Origin of the sequence: Polynucleobacter sp. AP-Reno-20A-A9 (assembly GCF_018882085.1) — a bacterium.
Classification (GTDB): domain Bacteria; phylum Pseudomonadota; class Gammaproteobacteria; order Burkholderiales; family Burkholderiaceae; genus Polynucleobacter.
On record NZ_JACVPB010000003.1, the window covers coordinates 45,516 to 64,743 of the forward strand.

18 protein-coding genes and 1 pseudogene are annotated in these 19,228 nt (G+C 47.1%); 1 reads left to right on the forward strand and 18 read right to left on the reverse strand.

All coding sequences use genetic code 11. The features are described from left to right. Positions 1-17 precede the first annotated feature (17 nt). The 12 genes from ICN39_RS03490 to ndk all read right to left on the reverse strand — a co-directional run bounded on the left by ICN39_RS03490 (position 18) and on the right by ndk (position 12,792). On the reverse strand, positions 18-1,181 hold the full coding sequence (locus ICN39_RS03490) for an ATP phosphoribosyltransferase regulatory subunit (protein ID WP_216232714.1): 1,164 nt from the start codon (positions 1,179-1,181) through the stop codon (positions 18-20). A 20-nt stretch (positions 1,182-1,201) separates the two neighbouring features. Continuing rightward, entirely contained in the window at positions 1,202-2,071 is an 870-nt protein-coding gene (gene hflC, locus ICN39_RS03495; protein WP_216232715.1) for a protease modulator HflC, read from the reverse strand. Continuing rightward, on the reverse strand, positions 2,071-3,579 hold the full coding sequence (gene hflK, locus ICN39_RS03500) for an FtsH protease activity modulator HflK (RefSeq protein WP_216232716.1): 1,509 nt from the start codon (positions 3,577-3,579) through the stop codon (positions 2,071-2,073). Before hflK ends, hflC begins: the two co-directional genes overlap by 1 nt. Further along, positions 3,569-4,774 carry a GTPase HflX gene (gene hflX / locus ICN39_RS03505; RefSeq protein WP_216232915.1) on the reverse strand — a complete coding sequence of 402 codons (1,206 nt, stop codon included), beginning with the start codon at positions 4,772-4,774 and terminating at the stop codon, positions 3,569-3,571. The genes hflK and hflX overlap by 11 nt, the downstream gene beginning before the upstream one ends. 28 nt (positions 4,775-4,802) lie before the next feature. After that, the gene (gene hfq, locus ICN39_RS03510) at positions 4,803-5,045 is read right to left on the reverse strand and encodes an RNA chaperone Hfq (protein WP_068321135.1); all 243 of its coding nucleotides are present in this window, start codon (positions 5,043-5,045) and stop codon (positions 4,803-4,805) included. 171 nt (positions 5,046-5,216) lie between these two features. Further along, the gene (der, locus tag ICN39_RS03515) at positions 5,217-6,581 is read right to left on the reverse strand and encodes a ribosome biogenesis GTPase Der (protein ID WP_216232717.1); all 1,365 of its coding nucleotides are present in this window, start codon (positions 6,579-6,581) and stop codon (positions 5,217-5,219) included. Beyond that, the gene (gene bamB, locus ICN39_RS03520; RefSeq protein WP_216232916.1) at positions 6,578-7,732 is read right to left on the reverse strand and encodes an outer membrane protein assembly factor BamB; all 1,155 of its coding nucleotides are present in this window, start codon (positions 7,730-7,732) and stop codon (positions 6,578-6,580) included. Before bamB ends, der begins: the two co-directional genes overlap by 4 nt. Further along, positions 7,732-8,391, reverse strand: coding sequence for a tetratricopeptide repeat protein (locus ICN39_RS03525; protein WP_216232718.1), 660 nt, complete (start codon positions 8,389-8,391; stop codon positions 7,732-7,734). The genes bamB and ICN39_RS03525 overlap by 1 nt, the downstream gene beginning before the upstream one ends. A gap of 48 nt (positions 8,392-8,439) precedes the next feature. Beyond that, positions 8,440-9,786 (reverse strand): histidine--tRNA ligase, encoded by a 1,347-nt coding sequence (hisS, locus tag ICN39_RS03530; RefSeq protein ID WP_370623686.1) that lies wholly within the window; start codon positions 9,784-9,786, stop codon positions 8,440-8,442. 32 nt (positions 9,787-9,818) lie between these two features. After that, positions 9,819-11,087 (reverse strand): flavodoxin-dependent (E)-4-hydroxy-3-methylbut-2-enyl-diphosphate synthase, encoded by a 1,269-nt coding sequence (ispG, locus tag ICN39_RS03535; RefSeq protein WP_216232720.1) that lies wholly within the window; start codon positions 11,085-11,087, stop codon positions 9,819-9,821. Positions 11,088-11,099: 12 nt separating this feature from the next. Further along, on the reverse strand, positions 11,100-12,275 hold the full coding sequence (gene rlmN, locus ICN39_RS03540; protein ID WP_216860959.1) for a 23S rRNA (adenine(2503)-C(2))-methyltransferase RlmN: 1,176 nt from the start codon (positions 12,273-12,275) through the stop codon (positions 11,100-11,102). A 91-nt stretch (positions 12,276-12,366) separates the two neighbouring features. Then, entirely contained in the window at positions 12,367-12,792 is a 426-nt protein-coding gene (ndk, locus tag ICN39_RS03545) for a nucleoside-diphosphate kinase (protein WP_071465494.1), read from the reverse strand. 260 nt (positions 12,793-13,052) lie between these two features. On the opposite strand from ndk, the gene ICN39_RS03550 reads away from it, so the two are divergent. Beyond that, on the forward strand, positions 13,053-13,754 hold the full coding sequence (locus ICN39_RS03550; RefSeq protein ID WP_216232722.1) for a Bax inhibitor-1 family protein: 702 nt from the start codon (positions 13,053-13,055) through the stop codon (positions 13,752-13,754). Positions 13,755-14,107: 353 nt separating this feature from the next. On the opposite strand, the gene ICN39_RS03555 is transcribed toward ICN39_RS03550, so the two are convergent. The 6 genes and pseudogenes from ICN39_RS03555 to surE form a co-directional block, all read right to left on the reverse strand. After that, a complete protein-coding gene (locus ICN39_RS03555; protein WP_216232723.1) occupies positions 14,108-14,662 on the reverse strand; it encodes an outer membrane protein in 555 nt (184 codons plus the stop codon). 54 nt (positions 14,663-14,716) lie between these two features. Next, entirely contained in the window at positions 14,717-16,144 is a 1,428-nt protein-coding gene (gene rlmD, locus ICN39_RS03560; protein ID WP_216232724.1) for a 23S rRNA (uracil(1939)-C(5))-methyltransferase RlmD, read from the reverse strand. Next, entirely contained in the window at positions 16,137-16,958 is an 822-nt protein-coding gene (locus tag ICN39_RS03565) for a 3'-5' exonuclease (protein ID WP_216232725.1), read from the reverse strand. The genes rlmD and ICN39_RS03565 overlap by 8 nt, the downstream gene beginning before the upstream one ends. Before the next feature lie 24 nt (positions 16,959-16,982). Continuing rightward, positions 16,983-17,705, reverse strand: a complete 723-nt coding sequence (locus tag ICN39_RS03570; RefSeq protein ID WP_255532274.1) for a peptidoglycan DD-metalloendopeptidase family protein — start codon at positions 17,703-17,705, stop codon at positions 16,983-16,985. Between the two features lie 76 nt (positions 17,706-17,781). Then, positions 17,782-18,405, reverse strand: a pseudogene (locus ICN39_RS03575) (protein-L-isoaspartate(D-aspartate) O-methyltransferase); the annotation flags it as partial. A 29-nt stretch (positions 18,406-18,434) separates the two neighbouring features. Beyond that, on the reverse strand, positions 18,435-19,226 hold the full coding sequence (gene surE / locus ICN39_RS03580) for a 5'/3'-nucleotidase SurE (RefSeq protein ID WP_216232728.1): 792 nt from the start codon (positions 19,224-19,226) through the stop codon (positions 18,435-18,437). Positions 19,227-19,228: the final 2 nt, after the last annotated feature.

Below are 19,228 nucleotides of genomic sequence, written 5' to 3' on the forward strand. Positions count from 1 at the left end.
ACGCCAAATTGATTGCTTTACTTCTTTTTTACTTCCCAAGAACTGCCCTGCTTCACCAGCTCTCGATCACATTCGTATTCAGCAGCTTCTGCTGCTGTTCCTGCTGGAACCTGTATCACTACTTCGCCCTGACTTCTCAAAGTGGTGATTGCCTTGCTTAATTCAGCATCCTCAACCCAAGGAGCCAAGATAGCCAACTTGCGCACATTCATGGGAGACAAGTTTGCTAGAGTCAAAAGATCTAATGAAAACCCAGTTGCAGGACGCGGACGACCAAAAGCCTGACCTACATGGTCGTAACGACCACCTCTGGCGATTGGCTGCGGCAATTGATCAACGTAAGCCGCGAACATCACACCACTATGGTATTGGTAACCACGAAGATCGGCCAAATCGATGCTGAGCTCTAAGTTGGTAGATAGCTGTGTCGCAGCAGAAACTAAACGCTCAAGATCTGCTAGCGCCTGATCAATCGCTACGTGTTTAGGCAATACCTTTTTCGCTTTAGCCAATACTTCTGAGCATGGGCCATTGAGTTCAGTGAGTGCCATCAAGGCTTCGGATACTTTCGCAGGCAGGCAAGTGGCCCACTGACTTAAGCGAGGACGATCCTTGCTTTGCAGAAGGCTATATAAAGCTTCAATCGTAGCTTTATCTAAATTCTGTCCATCTAAGATGCCCGCCAAAATGCCCGCGTGAGATAAATCGAGATAAACCTTTTCTAAACCTGCAACAGACAGCGTTTTCAGAAGCAAGGTAATCGCCTCTAGGTCAGCCTCCCAGGTTGCACATCCATAGATCTCAGCACCTAACTGCAACTCTTCACGAGCAGAGCTCCCAACTGGTGTGCGAGCGTGCGCAACGGATCCAGCATAACAAAGGCGAGTTACGCCAGCACGATTTAAGAGATGCGCATCAATACGAGCAACTTGCGGGGTCATGTCTGCACGCAAACCTAAGGTGCGCCCAGATAACTGGTCTACCAATTTAAAAGTTTGCAGATTAAGATCGGAACCAGTACCGGTCAATAAAGAATCTAAGAACTCCAAAATAGGAGGGGCAACCAACTCATAGCCATACGATTGATATAAATCCAAAATGGCACGACGCAATGACTCCACTTTGCGAGCCTCAGCAGGCAAAACGTCTGCAATATCTTCAGGAAGTAACCAGCGATTCATGATGTGGACTATTCGCTTTCTTATTTTTTGTGCAGGAACTTGAAGAACTCGCCATTTGGCTCAACCACCATAATGTCTTTCTTGTCCTTGAATGAGCTTCTGTATGCCTCTAGACTCTGATAGAACTGGGCAAACTGAGGGTCGCGCCCAAACGCTTCCGCATAGAGTGCAGTTGCTTTAGCGTCACCAGCGCCCTTAATCTTTTGGGCATCACGATAGGCTTCCGCCAAAATAGTGTCACGTTGACGCTCTGCATTCGCACGAATCTTGTCAGACTCTGCCGCACCAGTTGAGCGGAGTTCATTAGCCACTCGCTTACGTTCCGCTTCCATACGGCGGTAAACAGAATCACTAATTTCGGCCAAGAGGTCAACACGCTTTAAACGAACGTCCACAATCTCTACACCGATATCAGCAGCATCATCAGCTACTTTTTTACGAATACCCTGCATCACCTCTTCACGCTGATCAGAAATTAACTCACGCACAGTGCGTTTGGTGAACTCTTCATTTAGCGCTGAACGAACTAGCTGGGTTAAGCGGTCTTCAGCCAGGCGCTCATCACCTTTAAAGCTAATAAAGAACTTGCGTGGATCCACAATGCGCCACTTCACATAAGAATCTACTAATAAGTTTTTCTTCTCAGCAGTAATGAAGCGCTCTGCCTCTGGGTTATCGATCGTCAAAATACGACGATCGAAGAAGCGCACGTTTTCAAATGGCGCTGGAAACTTAATTTGTATACCCGGCTTCTCAATCACCCGAACAATCTGCCCAAATGAGAACACCACGGCAAACTTACGTTGGTCTACGACAAAAATACTGGAAGACAGAACATATATCAGCGCAATAAAGCCAATACCTGCTGCAATTAAACGATTGGCATTCATTATCTGGACTCCCGATCACGACTACGGAGGCCATCACGTTTATCGTTAGAGCTATTGATAGCTGGTGCTGGCGTTGCAGGAGTGGCACTAGAACTTGGGGATGGTGTATTTACTCCAGTAGCACCACCCACTGTCACACTACCAGTCGGAGTATTTGTACCAGACTGATTTGCTTGTGTATTTGCTGCTTGAGCACTTTCAGCACTCACCTGCGCAACGATCTTATCGAGCGGAAGATATAAAAGACTGTTGCTCTTAGTAGTGTCAACCAAGATTTTGGTGACGTTGTTATACATCTCACGCATGCTATCGATATACATACGATCACGCGTTACTTGTGGCGCCTTCGAATACTCAACCAAAATTTGCTTAAAGCGTGTCGCGTCTCCCTCTGCGGTAGCGACTACACGAGCCTTATAGCCCTCAGCTTCCTGAATAAGACGAGCAGCAGTACCTTTGGCACGTGGAATGATGTCATTGGCATAAGCCTGGCCTTCACTCTTCAAGCGCTCTTGATCTTGGCCTGCTTTTACTGCATCGTCAAATGCTGCTTGAACTTGTTCGGGTGGCTGAACGTTTTGCACAGTCACACTGGTCACGTAAATGCCCGTTTTGTAGCTATCCAAAATCTTCTGAATCGAATTGGCTAAATCAATACCAATCTTTTCACGTCCCTCATACAGCACGGTATCCATTTTGCTGCGAGCCACAATCTCACGCACCGCAGTTTCTGCTGCTTGAACAACTGCAGTATCTGGATCACGGTTATTAAATAAATAATCCGTAGGATCTTTAAGGCGGTATTGCACAGCAAAACGTACGTCGATGATGTTTTCATCTTCGGTAAGCATTGAAGAATCTTTTTGATTGGTGGCTTTGATCAACACAGGGCGGCCGACTTCTACCGAGCGAACGCCTGAGAGATTGACGGTCTCCTCAGACTGAATCGGCCAAGGCATGTGCCAATTAATACCAGGCTTAGCGGTGTAATCGTACTTACCAAAAGTGAGAATAACGCCGGCCTGCCCCTCTTGAATAATGAAGAAGCCGCTACACACCCACATGAAGAAAACAACGGCGCCGGCAATGAGGATGCTCGCCTTGGATCCAAATGGATTGCTAAAATTAAAATTAGGTGTATTGATACCACCATTGTTTCCACCACCATTACCGCCGCGCTGTGAAGGCGGAGGAATATCAGTGCTATTTGGCTTATTCGCTGGCTTACTAGTGGAACTAGCTGTTGCCCCTGGTTTTTTCTTGCCACCAAAGATGCCGGCAATTCTGTCATTGAAGTCGCGCCACAGCTCGTCCAAATCTGGAGGGCCATCCGGCTTGGCGGGCTGACTGGTTGGCTGAGTTTCTACCGGCCTATTGGTTTCTGGATCCGCTTTTGGAGCTTGATCACTTCCCTGCCCATCTTTGGCATCCTTAGATCCACCAGAATTGTGGCTATTGCCCCAACCTGGATCATTGACCGAAAACAGGTCGAGAAATTTACGCATCATTAGAAAAATAGCTTCGCTTGGCAATCGGATTAAATTCAGAAGTTTCTGGTCGTTCGGGTAAAGGCTCTAAAAACTCATCCGGGGCCAATTGCTTCTTGGCACGGTTGTGCTCGACCCTTATTCTATCAGTCATTTGGGAGCATTCGGCTAAGGCTGAGCGAAGCAAATCAAGGCCTAAGCCCGTCTTGGCCGACAGGAAAACCTGGCTTGGGAAGCCCTGCCCATCGCGCTCTAAAACAGCCCCACGGGTGAAGGTTTGGGGCATCTGATCGATCTTATTCATGATCTCGATGCGGGGGATGTCATCTGCCCCAATTTCCTCCAAAACCGCCTCTACTTCCGCTTTTTGCTCCCTGGCGACTGGGCTACAGGCATCTATGACATGCAAAATGAGGTCGGCATGGATGGTTTCATCCAAAGTAGCCCTAAAAGCCTCCACCAACTGGTGGGGCAAATCCCGGATAAATCCCACTGTGTCAGAGACCACAATTGAGCCTACCCCCTCCAAATGGACCCTTCTGGAGGTGGTATCTAAGGTTGCAAATAGCTGGTCAGCAGCATAAGTCCCGGCTTTAGTTAGCGCATTAAATAAGGTTGATTTACCGGCATTGGTATATCCCACCAAGGAGACTGAAAATACATCCCTACGATTTCGAGAGCGTCTTTGGGTTCTTTGCTGACGCTGCAGCTTTTCAAGCTCATTTTCTAAGCGCTTCGCTTTGGTGGCTAACATCCGGCGATCCAACTCCATCTGCGTTTCACCAGGACCACCACGCACACCAATACCACCGCGTTGACGCTCTAAGTGACTCCAAGCCCTCACTAAGCGCGACATGCGATAACGCACTTGTGCAAGCTCAACTTGCGTCTTACCAATATGACTTTGAGCTCTTTGACTAAAGATATCCAAAATCAAGCCGGTACGATCCATCACATGAAAACCAATGTGACGCTCTAAATTGCGTTGCTGAGTTGGGGAAAGTGGGTGATTAAAGATCGCAAGCTCTGCACCCTGCTCCTCCATTACTCTTTTGAGTTCATTGGCTTTACCTGAGCCAATAAATAAGGCGGGGTCGGTTTTGCCCTTGCGTGCAATAACGCTGGCTGCGGGTATAGAGCCGGCGCTGTCAGCTAAAAGACTGAGCTCAGCCATGCTATCCGCAAAATCCTCGCGTCCTGTATCTACTCCAACCAGAACGGCGCGTGCCGCATCTACTCCAGTTTTATACAGGGCTAGCTTCTTCTAAACGAAAATCAATCGCACGAGCAGGAACGATCGTGGAGATTGCATGTTTGTAAACCATCTGCGTCACTGTATTACGCAAGAGCACAACATATTGATCAAAGGATTCAATATTGCCCTGCAACTTAATACCGTTTACAAGATAGATCGAAACAGGAACATGCTCTTTGCGCAAAGCATTGAGGAAAGGATCCTGAAGTAATTGAATTTGTTTGTTATTCATACTGCCCCTTATTTATCTTTTGTTAATACTTTTTTGGGAGTCTTGCTTTTTTTATTAAATACCAATTCACTACAAATTATTGATTACAAACTACTCAATAAAACCTCTATATTGGGCTGATTTTCGAAAAAATCAAGCCCATTTCAAATGGTGGAAAAACCAAGCGCAAAATTAACGCTTTTTACCTTTTTTACCCTTATCCGCATCTACATAGGGATTTTTGGCAGTATTCATCTGTATCCGTAAAGGCGTACCGCGTAATTTAAAGACATCCCTAAATCGACCCTCTAAGTATCGCTTGTAGCTATCGGTCACGCCACTCAATGATGTGCCATGAATGACCACAATTGGGGGGTTCATGCCCCCTTGGTGGGCATAACGCAATTTAGGACGACCCATACCAACACGTTTAGGTTGCTGATGTTCGATTGCCTCTTGCAGAATACGAGTTAAGCGTGGGGTTGGCAGCTTAGCCATTGCTGCTGCGTATGCAGAATCCACATCTTTAAAGAGCTCCTTAAGGCCCGTGCCCTTTTTAGCGGAGATTGGGTGCACATTTGCAAAATCTAAGAAGCGGAGCTTTTGTGCGATTTCTAATCGGGCACGCTCTTTTACATAAGCGTCCAAACCATCCCACTTGTTCACTGCAACCACTAAAGCGCGGCCTGCTTCAACAATAAATCCTGCGATATGCGCATCTTGCTCAGAAATATCTTGCTGAGCATCTAACATCAAAATCACTACGTTACAGTCAGCAATCGCTTGCAATGTTTTAACAACAGAAAACTTTTCAATCGCTTCAAATACCTTTCCACGGCGACGCAAGCCTGCAGTGTCAACCAAGATATAAGGCTTACCATTACGCTCGAAGGGAACTTCGATTGCATCACGAGTAGTGCCCGGCATATCAAAGGCAATAACACGCTCTTCACCAATTAACTTATTAATCAATGTTGACTTGCCAACGTTAGGACGACCCACTACTGCAATTTTCATTGGGCGATTTGGATCGTTAGCCAATTCATCTTCATCCGGCTCTGCAATGCCCAGAGAATCTAATGCGTCGTCGATCAAGCCGCGCACACCATCGCCATGCGCTGAAGAAATTGGGAACGGCTCGCCTAAACCAAGCTCATGAAAATCAGCTGTGACAACGCCAGCCTGCATGCCTTCCGTTTTATTAACCGCGAGAATGACTGGACGACCAGTCTTACGCAAGAAGTCGGCGATGACACGATCTTGTGGCGCCATGCCGAGACGACCGTCAACCAAGAAAATCACAATGTCAGATTCAGCAACGGCTTGCTTAGTCTGCTTTGCCATCTCAGCAACGATGCCGGTCTTTGCTACTGGCTCAAAGCCACCAGTATCTACGCAAATGAAGGCCCGCTCGCCGATGCGGCCTTTGCCATAGTGTCGATCTCTAGTAAGGCCAGAAAAGTCGGCCACCAAAGCATCACGTGAACGCGTTAAGCGATTAAAAAGGGTCGACTTTCCCACATTAGGACGGCCGACGATAGTGATGACTGGATTCATTTTGGACTGTACGCCGCTATTTTTCCACCTTGAGACTGAACCAAGATGAGGCCACCTACCGCAATGGGGGCAGCCGAGATTGGACTACTGTCGTGACGAATACGCGCAACCATCTCGCCATTCGCCTGTGAAAATGCATGGATATAACCTTGAGCGTCTCCCATGAGCAGCACCCTGCCCACAGCAAGTGACTCACCTACATCACGGAATGTCAGCTGCGTGCTTTCCCAAACTTGGGTGCCATCTTTGGTGGCAAAGGCGGTGACATAAGACTTATCGTTCGCCGAGAAAACCATGTCAGTACTTTGTGAGGTACCCGTATAGCTTGAGTAGTCCTTGAACCACAAGAGATTACCGGTACGAGCTTGTCCACAACCAATGCGCCCTTGGTAAGAAACTGCGCAGAGAATATCGCCTTCCATACTCGGTTTGGCAGTGACATCATTCAAGCGCTCGATCTCTGAGAAGCCTTTCGGAAAGGAAATGGGGGTCTCCCAAACTAAGCCACCATTAGCAATGGCAATCATGCCAAAGCGGCCGCCGGTGAAACCGGTGACGATGACTTCATTGCCGATAGCCAGCATGCCATATCCGACGCGCAATGACAAAGCAGATTGCTGGCGCTGATAAGTCCATTTTTTTGCACCAGTAAGCGCATCCAATCCAATAAAGCGATTATCGAGCGCACGCACAATCACAACACCACCGGCCACTACTGGCTCACTCAATACTTCACTGCCCACACTCACATTCCAAATCGACTTGCCAGTATCGTCATAGGCATAGACCATACCCTTCGTACTTACTGCAACAGTAGTACGCCCATCAGAACCAGGACCAATAGCCAAACGCTCAGGAACGGATACGGACCAGACTTTATTGCCTGTTGCTAAATCAATCTTGGCCAAGTTCCCGCCATGAGAGGCCGCGTACACCGCATCGCCAGCAACAATAGGATGAAAGTTAAAGGATTCAGAAGAACCAATACTGGTTGACCATACGGGTTGCAGATCAAACTGATTGGTTATAGTGACTAAATCGGCAGGCTTTCTGACTCTAGAGCTACCAGAGCATGCTGCCAAAGCAATGACCGCGGCACCCAATACGAGGGCGCTACCTATGCGCATCGGTAAACGCATTTCTTTAATCATCACTGAGCAACTCCTCCAACAGCATCTAATTTAACTTTTAACAGACGGCGTGCCTCTTCAGGAAATTCTTTTGCTTGGTCTAATTTTTTCCAGGCCTCTTGATAGCTTGCTTTAGCCTGCTCATTTTTCTTTTGCGCTAAATACCAATCGCCACGACGCTCAAGCCATAAAGACTCAAAGCCAGCAATGGGTTTCTCATTCAAAATCTGATCCGCTTCAGCAAAATCTTTTTCACCACCCTGCTCAATCAATTGAGTTACTAAACGTAACTTCGCCAATGCAAGGTAACCATCATTTGATGCATTCTTTGCCGCCCAGCGCAAATAATCCAAAGCCTTCGCGCTATCACCTGCATCCGATGCGATCCGTGCAGCGATCAAACTAGACATTGCTGCATAAGGGGTGCGGCCAAAATCTTTTTGTAAATCGTCTGTTGCGCGCAGAGTCAGATCTTTATCGCCTTTAGCAATCGCGCCTACCATTGTTTCGTAAAGCTTAGAGGCTTCCAGGGCCTGACTATTGCGCCACCACTGGTATCCACTGTATGCGGCGTAAGCAAACAATGCAACAGTAACCACCCCGGTAATCAGGTTGCGATACTTTTGCCAAAACGCTTTGAATTGGTCTAATTGTTCTTGTTCTTCTAGATCTAAAGGCATGTCAATCCAAACTCTTTTAATAGGTAATTGGTGTGTATTAGCTTAATTCTATTCGGAGGCGCCTACCAAGGCATCAATTGCCGCCCCCAGGACATCATCCAGAGGCACAGACTTCTGCTCCCCGGTGCCACGCAAGTCCTTGAGTTGCGCCTCATTCTTGGCTAATTCATCAGGCCCAATAATGACCGCAAAGGCAGCCCCACTGCCATCCGCCTTCTTCATTTGGGACTTAAAGCTGGCTGATTGGCCGTCAGGAGGACAGAAAAGAATAGTATCGATTCCAGCGCTACGTAAGCGTTCAGCAATGATCATGGCGGCGGTCAAAGTCTCGCCACCTTGATGCAATACAAAAATATCGCATTGAGCCTGCGGTTCCGGTAATGATCCAGAAACCTTCATGAGCTCAAGAACCCGCTCCATACCCATGGCCCAACCACAAGCTGGTGCCGCTTTGCCACCCATACGCTCAATCAATGGGTCATAACGACCACCGCCAGCGATGGTGCCTTGAGCACCTAATTCATCAGTTACCCACTCAAATACAGTGAGGTTGTAGTAATCAAGACCACGCACTAAACGTGGATTAATTTTGCAGGGGATGTTATTTGCCTTGATTAACGCCTGTACTGCATTGAAATGTTTGAGTGACTCCTCGCCCAAGAAATCCAATAATTTTGGCGCGCCCTCAATCAATGCTTGCATCTCTGGATTTTTAGAATCCAAAATACGCAAAGGATTGGTAATGAGACGACGCTGTGAATCTTCGTCGAGCTGCGCTTGATTTTTCTCAAAGTAGGTTACCAACGCAGCACGGTGTTCGGCGCGCTCAGGAGCCTGGCCCAGAGAATTGATTTCCAAACGAACACCCTTCAAGCCCAACTCATCCCATAAACGCTGCCCCATGAGGATGATTTCGGCATCGATATCTGGCCCAGCAAAGCCCAAAGCCTCAATACCAAACTGGTGGAACTGGCGATAGCGGCCACGCTGCGGGCGCTCATGGCGGAACATGGGGCCGGTGTACCAAAGGCGCTTAGGCCCCTCATATAACAAATTGTTTTCAATGACAGAGCGCACTAAAGCCGCAGTACCTTCAGGACGCAAGGTAAGTTGCTCACCATTCAAACGATCCTCGAAGGAGTACATTTCTTTTTCAACAATATCGGTAACCTCACCAATACCGCGCTGAAATACTGCAGTCGCTTCAACGATTGGTGTTCTCAAAAACTCATAGCCATAAGCACGAGTCAAATCACGCAACACATGCTCAAGATGAGCCCACTGCGCAGCATCCGCTGGCAGCAAATCATTCATGCCGCGCACGCCATTAATCTTCTGAACCTTGGCTTGTGTTGCTTGTACTTTTAATTCTTTGTTCTGATCAGTCATTTTTATTATTGTTGTACTTTTGCTTTTCTTAAACCCATTTAAATCTTGGCTGCGTAATTTTGCTTCACGTATTCATCAACAATTACCTGAAACTCTTCGGCAATTTTCTCACCGCGCAACGTTTTGACTTTAACTCCATCGACAAATACAGGTGCCGCAGGGGTCTCACCTGTTCCTGGCAATGAAATACCGATATTGGCATGTTTGCTTTCGCCCGGGCCATTGACGATGCATCCCATCACAGCAACATTCATATTCTCAACGCCTGGATGGGTTTTCTTCCAAATAGGCATCTGTTGGCGCAAATAAGACTGGATATTCGCTGCCAACTCTTGGAAGGTAGTACTAGTAGTTCTACCGCAACCTGGACATGCAATCACCATTGGCGTGAAATTACGCAAGCCCATGGTTTGTAATATCTCTTGGGCGACGATGACTTCATTTTCACGAGGTGCGCCTGGATCAGGCGTTAATGAAACACGAATCGTATCGCCAATACCTTCTTGCAACAAAATACCCATTGCTGCTGTTGAAGACACGATACCTTTACTGCCCATACCCGCTTCAGTTAAACCTAAGTGCAGCGGATAGTCAGAGCGACGAGAGAGATCGCGATATACAGCAACCAAATCTTGCACATTACTGACTTTGCAGGAAAGCAAAATTTGGTCAGGGTTCATGCCAAACTCAACCGCTTTTTCTGCTGACTGTAAGGCTGACTGAATTAAGGCCTCAATCATCACTTCTTGCGCAGTTTTTGGAACCGCTAAAGCCGCATTGCTATCCATGATCGAAGCCAGTAGATCTTGATCTAAGCTGCCCCAATTCACACCAATACGAATCGGCTTGTCGTACTTACATGCTGCTTCAATCATCTGCGCAAACTGTGGATCGCGCTTGGCTCCCTTGCCCACATTACCTGGATTAATACGGTACTTGGAAAGGGCCTTAGCGCACTCCGGAAAATCATTCAATAAAGTATGGCCGTTGTAATGGAAGTCGCCAATCAATGGCACCAAGACATCCATCTTGTCTAACTGCTCACGAATATAGGGAACTGCAGCAGCAGCCTCTGGAGTGTTGACAGTGATGCGCACCATCTCAGAACCTGCGCGAGCCAATTCTTTTACCTGAATAGCAGTACCCACTGCGTCTGCAGTATCGGTATTGGTCATTGACTGCACGCGTACTGGTGCATCACCACCAACGGTAATGATGTTGGTTTTCCAGGCAACTGTCGCTTGACGCGTTGCACGCTTAGGTGATGGTCCTAGCGGTAGCTTTGGTAATGAATTATTAGAGCTCATTAGAACTAATCTTTACTTTAATTTTTTGAGCCACTCAATGGGATGCTCATTAGGCCCCAGATTGGAATCTTCATCAGGCTCAACCTCAGCGAGTTCGATCTCGGTATTGTGAACAGCTCGCTCACGTACACGGGTGCGATCCACAACATCTCCTACCAGCTGACCACAGGCGGCAGCAATGTCATCACCACGCGTTTTACGCACAGTAGCCACCATGCCTGCATCTAACAAGATGCCAGCAAAAGCATTAACTCTCTGAGCTGACGAACGCTTAAGGCCTGATTCTGGGAAAGGATTAAATGGGATGAGATTTATTTTGCACTTAATGTTTCTGAGTAAGCGTACCAATTCTTTTGCTTGGACGTCGGAGTCATTCACGCCATCGAGCATGCAATATTCAAAGGTCAAGAAATCTCTTGGTGCAAATGGCAAGTAACGCTCACAAGCATCAAGCAATTCACGCAAAGGATATTTTTGATTGAGTGGCACTAATTGATCACGTAATGCGTCATTCGGTGCGTGCAAAGAAACTGCTAATGCGACTGGGCAATCTTGTGCGAGACGATCAATCATCGGCACTACACCTGATGTCGAAACAGTTACGCGACGTCGTGACAAACCATACGCTCTGTCATCCAGCATCAAGCGCAATGCAGACACAACGTTGTCATAGTTGAGCAAGGGCTCACCCATGCCCATCATCACCACATTAGAAATCACACGACCAGTGTGCTCCCAGCCTGGCGTTGGAAACTTTTCAATGCGACGAACTGCTTGTGGGTCATTGCGCAAAAGATGTTCAGCAAACCAGAGTTGACCAATGATTTCGCCGGAAGTCAGATTGCGTGAGAAACCTTGATGCCCAGTTGAGCAAAAACGGCAATTAACTGCACAGCCTGCCTGAGAAGAGATACACAAGGTGCCTCGATCATCCTCAGGAATAAACACAGACTCAACCGCATTACCAGCGCCCACATCCAATAGCCACTTGCGTGTGCCGTCATTGGCGTGTTCATCTTTAATAACGGGGAGTGAAAGTACTTCTGCTTTATCTAGCAAAGTTGCTCTAAAGCTTTTTGCTAAATCGCTCATGTCATTAATATCAGCTACACCACGTTGGTGTATCCACTGCATGAGTTGCTTCGCCCTAAAAGGCTTTTCATTCAACCCCGCGACATACGCTGCCATTTGGTCAGCGTCAAAATCTAAGAGATTTACGCGCGGGGAAGTCACTGCGCCTACTTATAAATTAAATAGGTTGTTCGTTAGCAATCGTTGATTAACGATTGAAAACATTCATGCCAGGGAAGAAGAATGCAACTTCCACAGCAGCTGTTTCAGGAGCATCAGAGCCGTGAACAGCATTAGCATCGATGCTGTCAGCAAAGTCAGCACGAATAGTGCCTTTTTCTGCTTTCTTTGGATCAGTTGCGCCCATCAAGTCACGATTCTTAGCAATAGCACCTTCGCCTTGCAATACTTGAATCATTACTGGACCAGAAATCATGAAGCTCACCAAGTCTTTGAAGAAAGGACGGTCTTTATGAACACCGTAGAACTGCTCAGCTTCATTTTGTGACAAATGCGCCATTCTGGAAGCAATGATCTTCAAACCAGCTGATTCGAAACGGTCGTAGATTTTGCCGATGACGTTTTTAGCGACAGCATCAGGTTTGATAATAGATAGGGTGCGTTCAATTGCCATTCAAGACTCCAATAGTGATTTCAAAGGTATTTGCTAGGTGAGGACAATAAGTCACCCCACTCCAGCGACCCCCGAATTATACATTGCCTGACCGTATTTACCCCTATGTCTGTAGGGCTAAGCCCTTGAATTTACAAGGCATAAGCCTTTAATTTGTAGGTCTTTTCTGTGGGGGCTTGAAATTAAGGCGTTTTGTCTATACTTAACCTCAATAGCCCTTCATGGGCTCTTGTATTCACTATGAAAAAGAAGGAGTCAATATGAGTGATCTGAACTCTTACGGCTTTGGCCAAACCGGCTCAATTAGCACTGTCCAAGTACGCAATCGCGTACTACGCAATACTTACGCCCTCTTGTCGCTCTCCATGGTTCCCACTGTGATTGGCGCATGGCTTGGAGTTGCTATGGGCTTAAACCTGTTTTCTGGCAGCCCTTTTATTGGCTTCATCGTCTTCATGGCTGTAGCCTTTGGCTTCTTCTGGGCAATTGAAAAGAATAAAGATTCTGGCGTGGGTGTTCTCCTGCTTCTGGGTTTCACCTTCTTCATGGGCATCATGATGTCCCGCTTAATCGGCTTCACCCTGAACAGCTATAGCAATGGTGCAACCCTCATCATGCTGTCTTTTGGTGGTACCGCTGCAATCTTCGCTACGATGGCAACTATTGCGACTGTAAGTAAGAGTGACTTTGCTGGCATGGGCAAATGGCTCATGGTTGGCGTACTGCTTCTGATCATTGCTTCATTAGCGAACGTCTGGCTACAGTTGCCAGCCTTGATGTTGACTGTGATGGTATTGGCTATTGCAATCTTCTCAGCCTTCATCTTGGTTGACGTACAACGCGTCATCAATGGTGGTGAGACAAATTACATCATGGCTACTTTAGCTATTTATTTAGATGTGTATAACGTCTTCACCAATCTACTTGCCCTCTTGGGCATTGTTGGTGGAAACAGAGACTAAGCAAGTGATGTCACGCTGAAGAAGTGTGACATTCTCATAAGGCGCCTGCGGGCGCCTTTTTATTTACTACTATTCTGTCTGTTCGTTTTAGCTAAATAATTAAGCTGCTACAAACATACTTACAGCGTAAGACAGTGCCATCAAAATTAATAAAATGGCAAAACTATCTGAGGCTTTCATGGCGCACTCCCGAAGGTAGAAAGGATGGGCAGCAATAGATCACTGCACAAGTTCAATCTACTCTTCTATAAGACATGAGTTTCAGAGCACCGCACCATCAATAGGCGAAATGCACTAAATTAGCGCCCTTTTGGTGCAAATATTAGGCAATCGGGATTCTGAAAACTTAAGAACTAGAAACGCCAACCCAAAGAAACGCCATAGGTATTGATATTCACCTTATCGGTTGAACCATCGTTCCATTGAATAGTTTTATAGTTTTGTTGTGACACCTCTACTCTAGTAAAAAGATGCTTGGTGAGCAGGTATTCGGCACCAATCCCATAACTAGGCCCATTCAACCATTGATAGTAGCCAGGTGATGAGTACTTGGACCAAGACCATCCAAGCTTGATATAGCCTAATAAATTTTCAGTAAACGCATAAGCTACTTTTCCGCCTGCTTCGATGGGGTTCTTGGCGTCAGGATCAGAGCCCGAAGTATCTGTTGTAGCCAAATCATAAGTACCGTAGACGCCCACTAGCCATTGATCGTTAATAGCCTTATATGCGTCAGCAGTAATACTGGGAATTCCGCTTCGACTGGTTGCTGATCCGCCGGGTGTTGATATGTCAGTAATAGAATTTAATGCATAGTCCACAGACAAACCAAAACCTTCAAAGTTTTGCGATTGACCATAAGCAATAGGCACAGCAAAAACCCATAACAAAATGACTATTTTTTTCATCCAACTACCCCTCAACACTTATTTTTAATTATTACTGGCTACTATATCAAAAGGCTAGGCTTTATCAAAAACTGCCATGGACTCCACATGGGAGGTGTGAGGGAACATATTAACGATCCCTGCGCTGCTTAATGTATAGCCTGCCTGGTGACACAGGATCTCCACATCCCTCGCCAAGGTTTTAGGATTGCAGGAGACGTAAACGATACGTTGCGGCAACAATTCACTTTGGGCAATATGTAACTCTGCAAGCGCCTTACAAATCTCCATAGCTCCCTCACGCGGCGGATCCATTAACCAGCGCTCCGCCTTACTCCATGACGCAATAGTTTCTGTTGTAACTTTAAATAAGTCACTTTGCACAAAGCTGACTTTATCAACAAGTTCGTTATGTTCTGCATTGGCCTTAGCTCGAGTCGTCAAACTCTCTAATCCCTCGATACCCAAAACTTGCTTTGCTTTTCTGGCGAGCGGTAATGTGAAGTTGCCAATGCCGCAAAATAAGTCAAGCACACGATCTGTAGCTTGGACCTCTAGCAAGCGAATCGCCCTACTGACTAAAGCACGATTCATCATATGATTTACCTGCGTGAAATCCGCAGGCTTAAATGGCATCTCGATCTCAAACTCAGGCAGCCGATAACAAAGCTTGCCAGTCTCAGGGTAAAACGGTGCCACAGTCTCAATGCCCTTAGGTTGGAGCCATATCCAAACCTGATGCTGATCAGCAAACTGTCGAAGGAGTTGCTCATCTTCCGTAGTTAATGGCTTTAGATTCCGAAACACTAATGCAGTGACCGGCTTTGATTTTTGAGGATCATCCGATTGCGCATCCTCCGGTTCACCAACCGCAATCTCAATCTGCGGCATACGGTCAACGATCGATAAGCCCATTACTAACTTACGCATCTCCGGCAACAGATCGGATACATGCTTAGGCAAAATCTCGCATGCCAGCATGTCGGCTACATAGCCGCTCTTGCCCTCATGAAAGCCAATCAGCACCGTACCTTTTTTAATAGAACGATTTACAGCGCTTAGGCGTGCTCGGTGACGATATTCCCAGGTAGGACCTCCCATTGGGCGGAGAATTTCTTCGGGCTTTACTTTGGCGATATGTTGCAAGTCATCTTCAAGAACACGCTGCTTCATGGCTACTTGCGCACGAATATCCAAATGCTGCATGGTGCAACCACCACACACACCGAAGACTTTGCACTTAGGTTCAGACCTAAATACTGCGGGCTTCAGAATCTCGCGTACTTTGGCTTTGCTAAAGCGGGCTTTATCGCTTGTGATGGTGTAAGTCACCAACTCGGTTGGCAATGCGCCTTTAATAAAGATGACCTTACCACTTTGACCTTGGGAAGACTCTTCCTCATTGGGAGCTAGGCGTGCAATACCCTGGGCATCTAAATCCAGCGCTTCGACTTTAATTGGCTCAGTCACTTCAATATTGACTGGCTTATCCCCCCTACGCATCTAGTGCAAAACCTTGCAGATATTCTTGCCACTGAGAGCCGTTGGGCTCTTTAGATTCTTTTTCTAAATACGCTTTAACGAACTCAATTTCTTCTTGATATTCGGCGTGAGAAAAGCCACCACGCAGCAACTGAAATCGGCAGTACATGAGATAGGTATTGACCACATCAGTCTCACAGTAACGGCGGATATCATTAATCTTGCCACCTTGATACGCAGGCCATACCTGACTACCATCCATGCCCATCTTGCCCGGGAACCCGCAAAGCTTTGCCAATCCATCTAGAGGGGCATTCGCGCGGCCATTGAATTTAGCCAACAGATCCATCATATCGAGATGACGCATGTGATAACGACTAATGTAGTTATTCCACTTAAATTCTCGACTATCGGAATCCTGGCTCTCGCCCATCTCCCAATAACGAGGGGCCTGTACATGATTGGCTAAGGCCCGATAGTGCAGCACTGGCAAATCAAACCCACTGCCATTCCAAGAAACGAGTTGAGGGGTGTATTTTTCAATGAGATCAAAGAAGGCTTGTATTAAGACCTTCTCGTCATCCTGTGGAGTACCTAAGGTGCCTACTTTAATTTGTGGCAAGCCTTCTTTAGTAGTTCTACGAATCACGCAAGAGATAGCAACAATCTTTTGCAGATATAAGGGCAGGAATTCACTACCCGTCTTTTCTGCACGATCAGCCATCACTTTGCTAGCGACTTCGGCATCACTCATGGAGTCTGGAAAATCTTCCAGACGACGCAATCCAGCTACATCAGGAATAGTTTCAATATCGAATACCAGAACGGTCGCCATGGCCCCTACCCTAGACCAACAACATTACTGCAAGTACGGCGTTGGATTAACCGGTTTCCCGTTAACGCGTAACTCGAAATGCAGCTTAGCTGCAGTAGTGTCTGTATCACCCATCTCGGCAATCTTCTGCCCCTTACGAACGGCATCACCCTCTTTTACCAAGAGCTTGCTATTGTGGGCATAAGCAGTGAGATAAGTGTTGTCATGTTTAACGATCACGAGATTGCCATAACCACGCAAGCTATTACCGGCGTAGACAACCTTGCCATCAGATGCAGCGAGTACTGGCTCGCCGACCTTACCGGCAATATCGATACCTTTGTTAGTTTCACTGAACTCACCGGTAACCTTACCTTTTGCGGGCCAAGATAAACGAATGCCTGGTTCAGCAACCACTTCCGTTTTTACCGGCTCAGGAGTGGAAGCTGCTGAATCTAGCTTATCAGCCGAAGGCTTTTTATCAGCTGCTTTTATTGGTTTAGATCCCGCAGGTGCTTTAACCATGATCAAATCACCAACTTCAATCACATTGGGATTAAAGCTAGGATTAGCTGCTTTATTCCATTGCACCACATCACGTGGCGCCTGACCATAGTCCAAGGCAATACGCGCTAAGGTGTCGCCTTTTTTAACGCGATAGTAACCAGGAGGAGCGGGCTCACTTGAGCTACCACTACGGTCAGTCACGCTGGCAGGCTTAGTCCGAGGCGTCGAGCACCCAACCACCAACATCAATGATGAGGACATGAGCACAACGAGGAAAAGCTTCAATAAAGTGTATGGCATCAAATTAGGTTCTGAATTGGTGAATTCATCATAAATCTCATACTACCCCTGATTGTAAGGGTACAAAAAAGACCCCGTCCAGCACAGTTCTTTGATAGCGCTGGGAACTCATTCTTTCAACCATTACCAATTGCTGCTCTTTGTCATTTTTGGCGACTGGGGCTACTAAGCGCCCTCCAATGGATAGCTGATCTAGCAAGGCATCCGGAATACCCAAGCCAGCTGCAGCCAAAATAATCCCATCAAATGGGGCAGCCTGAGGCAAACCTAAAATACCGTCGCCATATATCAAACGTAGATTGTTGATTCGAAATGGACGTAACTTAGCTCTTGCCATGTCATGTAGTGGACGAATACGCTCTATGGAGTAAACCTCATCAGCCAATAAACTCAATACTGCCGCTTGGTAGCCGCAACCGGTGCCAATCTCCAATACTTTGCCGAGCTTATGTTTAGGCTTGTGAAGCAACTCAATCATGCGCGCCACTACCGATGGCTTGGAGATGGTTTGCTCATGCCCAATTGGTAACGCGGTATCTTCATAAGCTTGTGCGTGCAATCCTGCATCCATAAAAGCGTGCCGAGGAACAGTAGCAATCGCCTCCAAAGTTTTACCGTGCTTTACTCCACCAGCATGGACTTTCGCTGCTAGGGCCTGCCGATAAGCAGCGAAGCGTTCGGTCGGAGCCCTCAACCGCGATCCCAACCATTCGCACGCATCGCCGCTAAACGAGCGTGGTGCGTTAAATCCAATTGCATTGGCGTAATCGAAATACATCCATCAGCAATCGCATGAAAGTCCGTGCCCTCTGAACCCTCTTTAACATCGCCTGCAGCACCGATCCAGTAGATCTTCTCACCGCGTGGACTATCCTGCACTACCACTGGTTGAGAGTGATGGCGATTACCGAGGCGCGTTACACGCCAGCGATACAAGTCAGCATAAGGTCGATTAGGAATATTGACGTTGAGTAGCGTTGCTACGCCATCAGCGTGATTTTGGCTTAAAGCAGAAACCAGCATTTGGGCTACTACATCATGCGCTGCTTTGGCAGCATCTTCAATCCGATTCCAGCCACGATCAATTTGTGAGAAAGCAATGCCTGGTACACCAAACATGACGCCCTCGACTGCGGCAGCAACAGTGCCAGAGTAAAGCGTATCTTCACCCATGTTCTCGCCTTGATTGATGCCAGAGATCACCAGGTCAGGCTTCTCATCCAAAAATCCAGTCATGGCAACGTGCACACAATCGGTTGGTGTGCCATTAATAAAGAAAAAGCCATCACGTTCGCCACCCGCTACTCGATGTATCGACAATGGTCTTGATAATGTGAGTGAATTCGAGGCACCGCTATGGTTCTGCTCAGGAGCAATCACGGTAATACGGCCCAAGGGACGCACCGCACTCACTAAAGCCAACAGGCCAGGAGCCAAATAGCCATCATCATTTGAAACCAAGATATGCGGTTGTTTTGACATGA

Bases quoted from the DNA above. Each gene is read 5' to 3' on its own strand.
- ICN39_RS03570 (WP_255532274.1), bottom strand. From the start codon at position 17,705: ATGTCCTCATCATTGATGTTGGTGGTTGGGTGCTCGACGCCTCGGACT.
- ICN39_RS03550 (WP_216232722.1), top strand. From the start codon at position 13,053: ATGAGTGATCTGAACTCTTACGGCTTTGGCCAAACCGGCTCAATTAGC.
- ICN39_RS03565 (WP_216232725.1), bottom strand. From the start codon at position 16,958: ATGGCGACCGTTCTGGTATTCGATATTGAAACTATTCCTGATGTAGCT.
- ICN39_RS03490 (WP_216232714.1), bottom strand. From the start codon at position 1,181: ATGAATCGCTGGTTACTTCCTGAAGATATTGCAGACGTTTTGCCTGCT.
- bamB (WP_216232916.1), bottom strand. From the start codon at position 7,732: ATGATTAAAGAAATGCGTTTACCGATGCGCATAGGTAGCGCCCTCGTA.
- hfq (WP_068321135.1), bottom strand. From the start codon at position 5,045: ATGAATAACAAACAAATTCAATTACTTCAGGATCCTTTCCTCAATGCT.
- rlmN (WP_216860959.1), bottom strand. From the start codon at position 12,275: ATGGCAGCGTATGTCGCGGGGTTGAATGAAAAGCCTTTTAGGGCGAAG.
- rlmD (WP_216232724.1), bottom strand. From the start codon at position 16,144: ATGCGTAGGGGGGATAAGCCAGTCAATATTGAAGTGACTGAGCCAATT.
- der (WP_216232717.1), bottom strand. From the start codon at position 6,581: ATGAATCCAGTCATCACTATCGTCGGCCGTCCTAATGTGGGAAAGTCG.
- hflK (WP_216232716.1), bottom strand. From the start codon at position 3,579: ATGATGCGTAAATTTCTCGACCTGTTTTCGGTCAATGATCCAGGTTGG.
- ispG (WP_216232720.1), bottom strand. From the start codon at position 11,087: ATGAGCTCTAATAATTCATTACCAAAGCTACCGCTAGGACCATCACCT.
- ndk (WP_071465494.1), bottom strand. From the start codon at position 12,792: ATGGCAATTGAACGCACCCTATCTATTATCAAACCTGATGCTGTCGCT.
- ICN39_RS03555 (WP_216232723.1), bottom strand. From the start codon at position 14,662: ATGAAAAAAATAGTCATTTTGTTATGGGTTTTTGCTGTGCCTATTGCT.
- surE (WP_216232728.1), bottom strand. From the start codon at position 19,226: ATGTCAAAACAACCGCATATCTTGGTTTCAAATGATGATGGCTATTTG.
- ICN39_RS03525 (WP_216232718.1), bottom strand. From the start codon at position 8,391: ATGCCTTTAGATCTAGAAGAACAAGAACAATTAGACCAATTCAAAGCG.
- hflC (WP_216232715.1), bottom strand. From the start codon at position 2,071: ATGAATGCCAATCGTTTAATTGCAGCAGGTATTGGCTTTATTGCGCTG.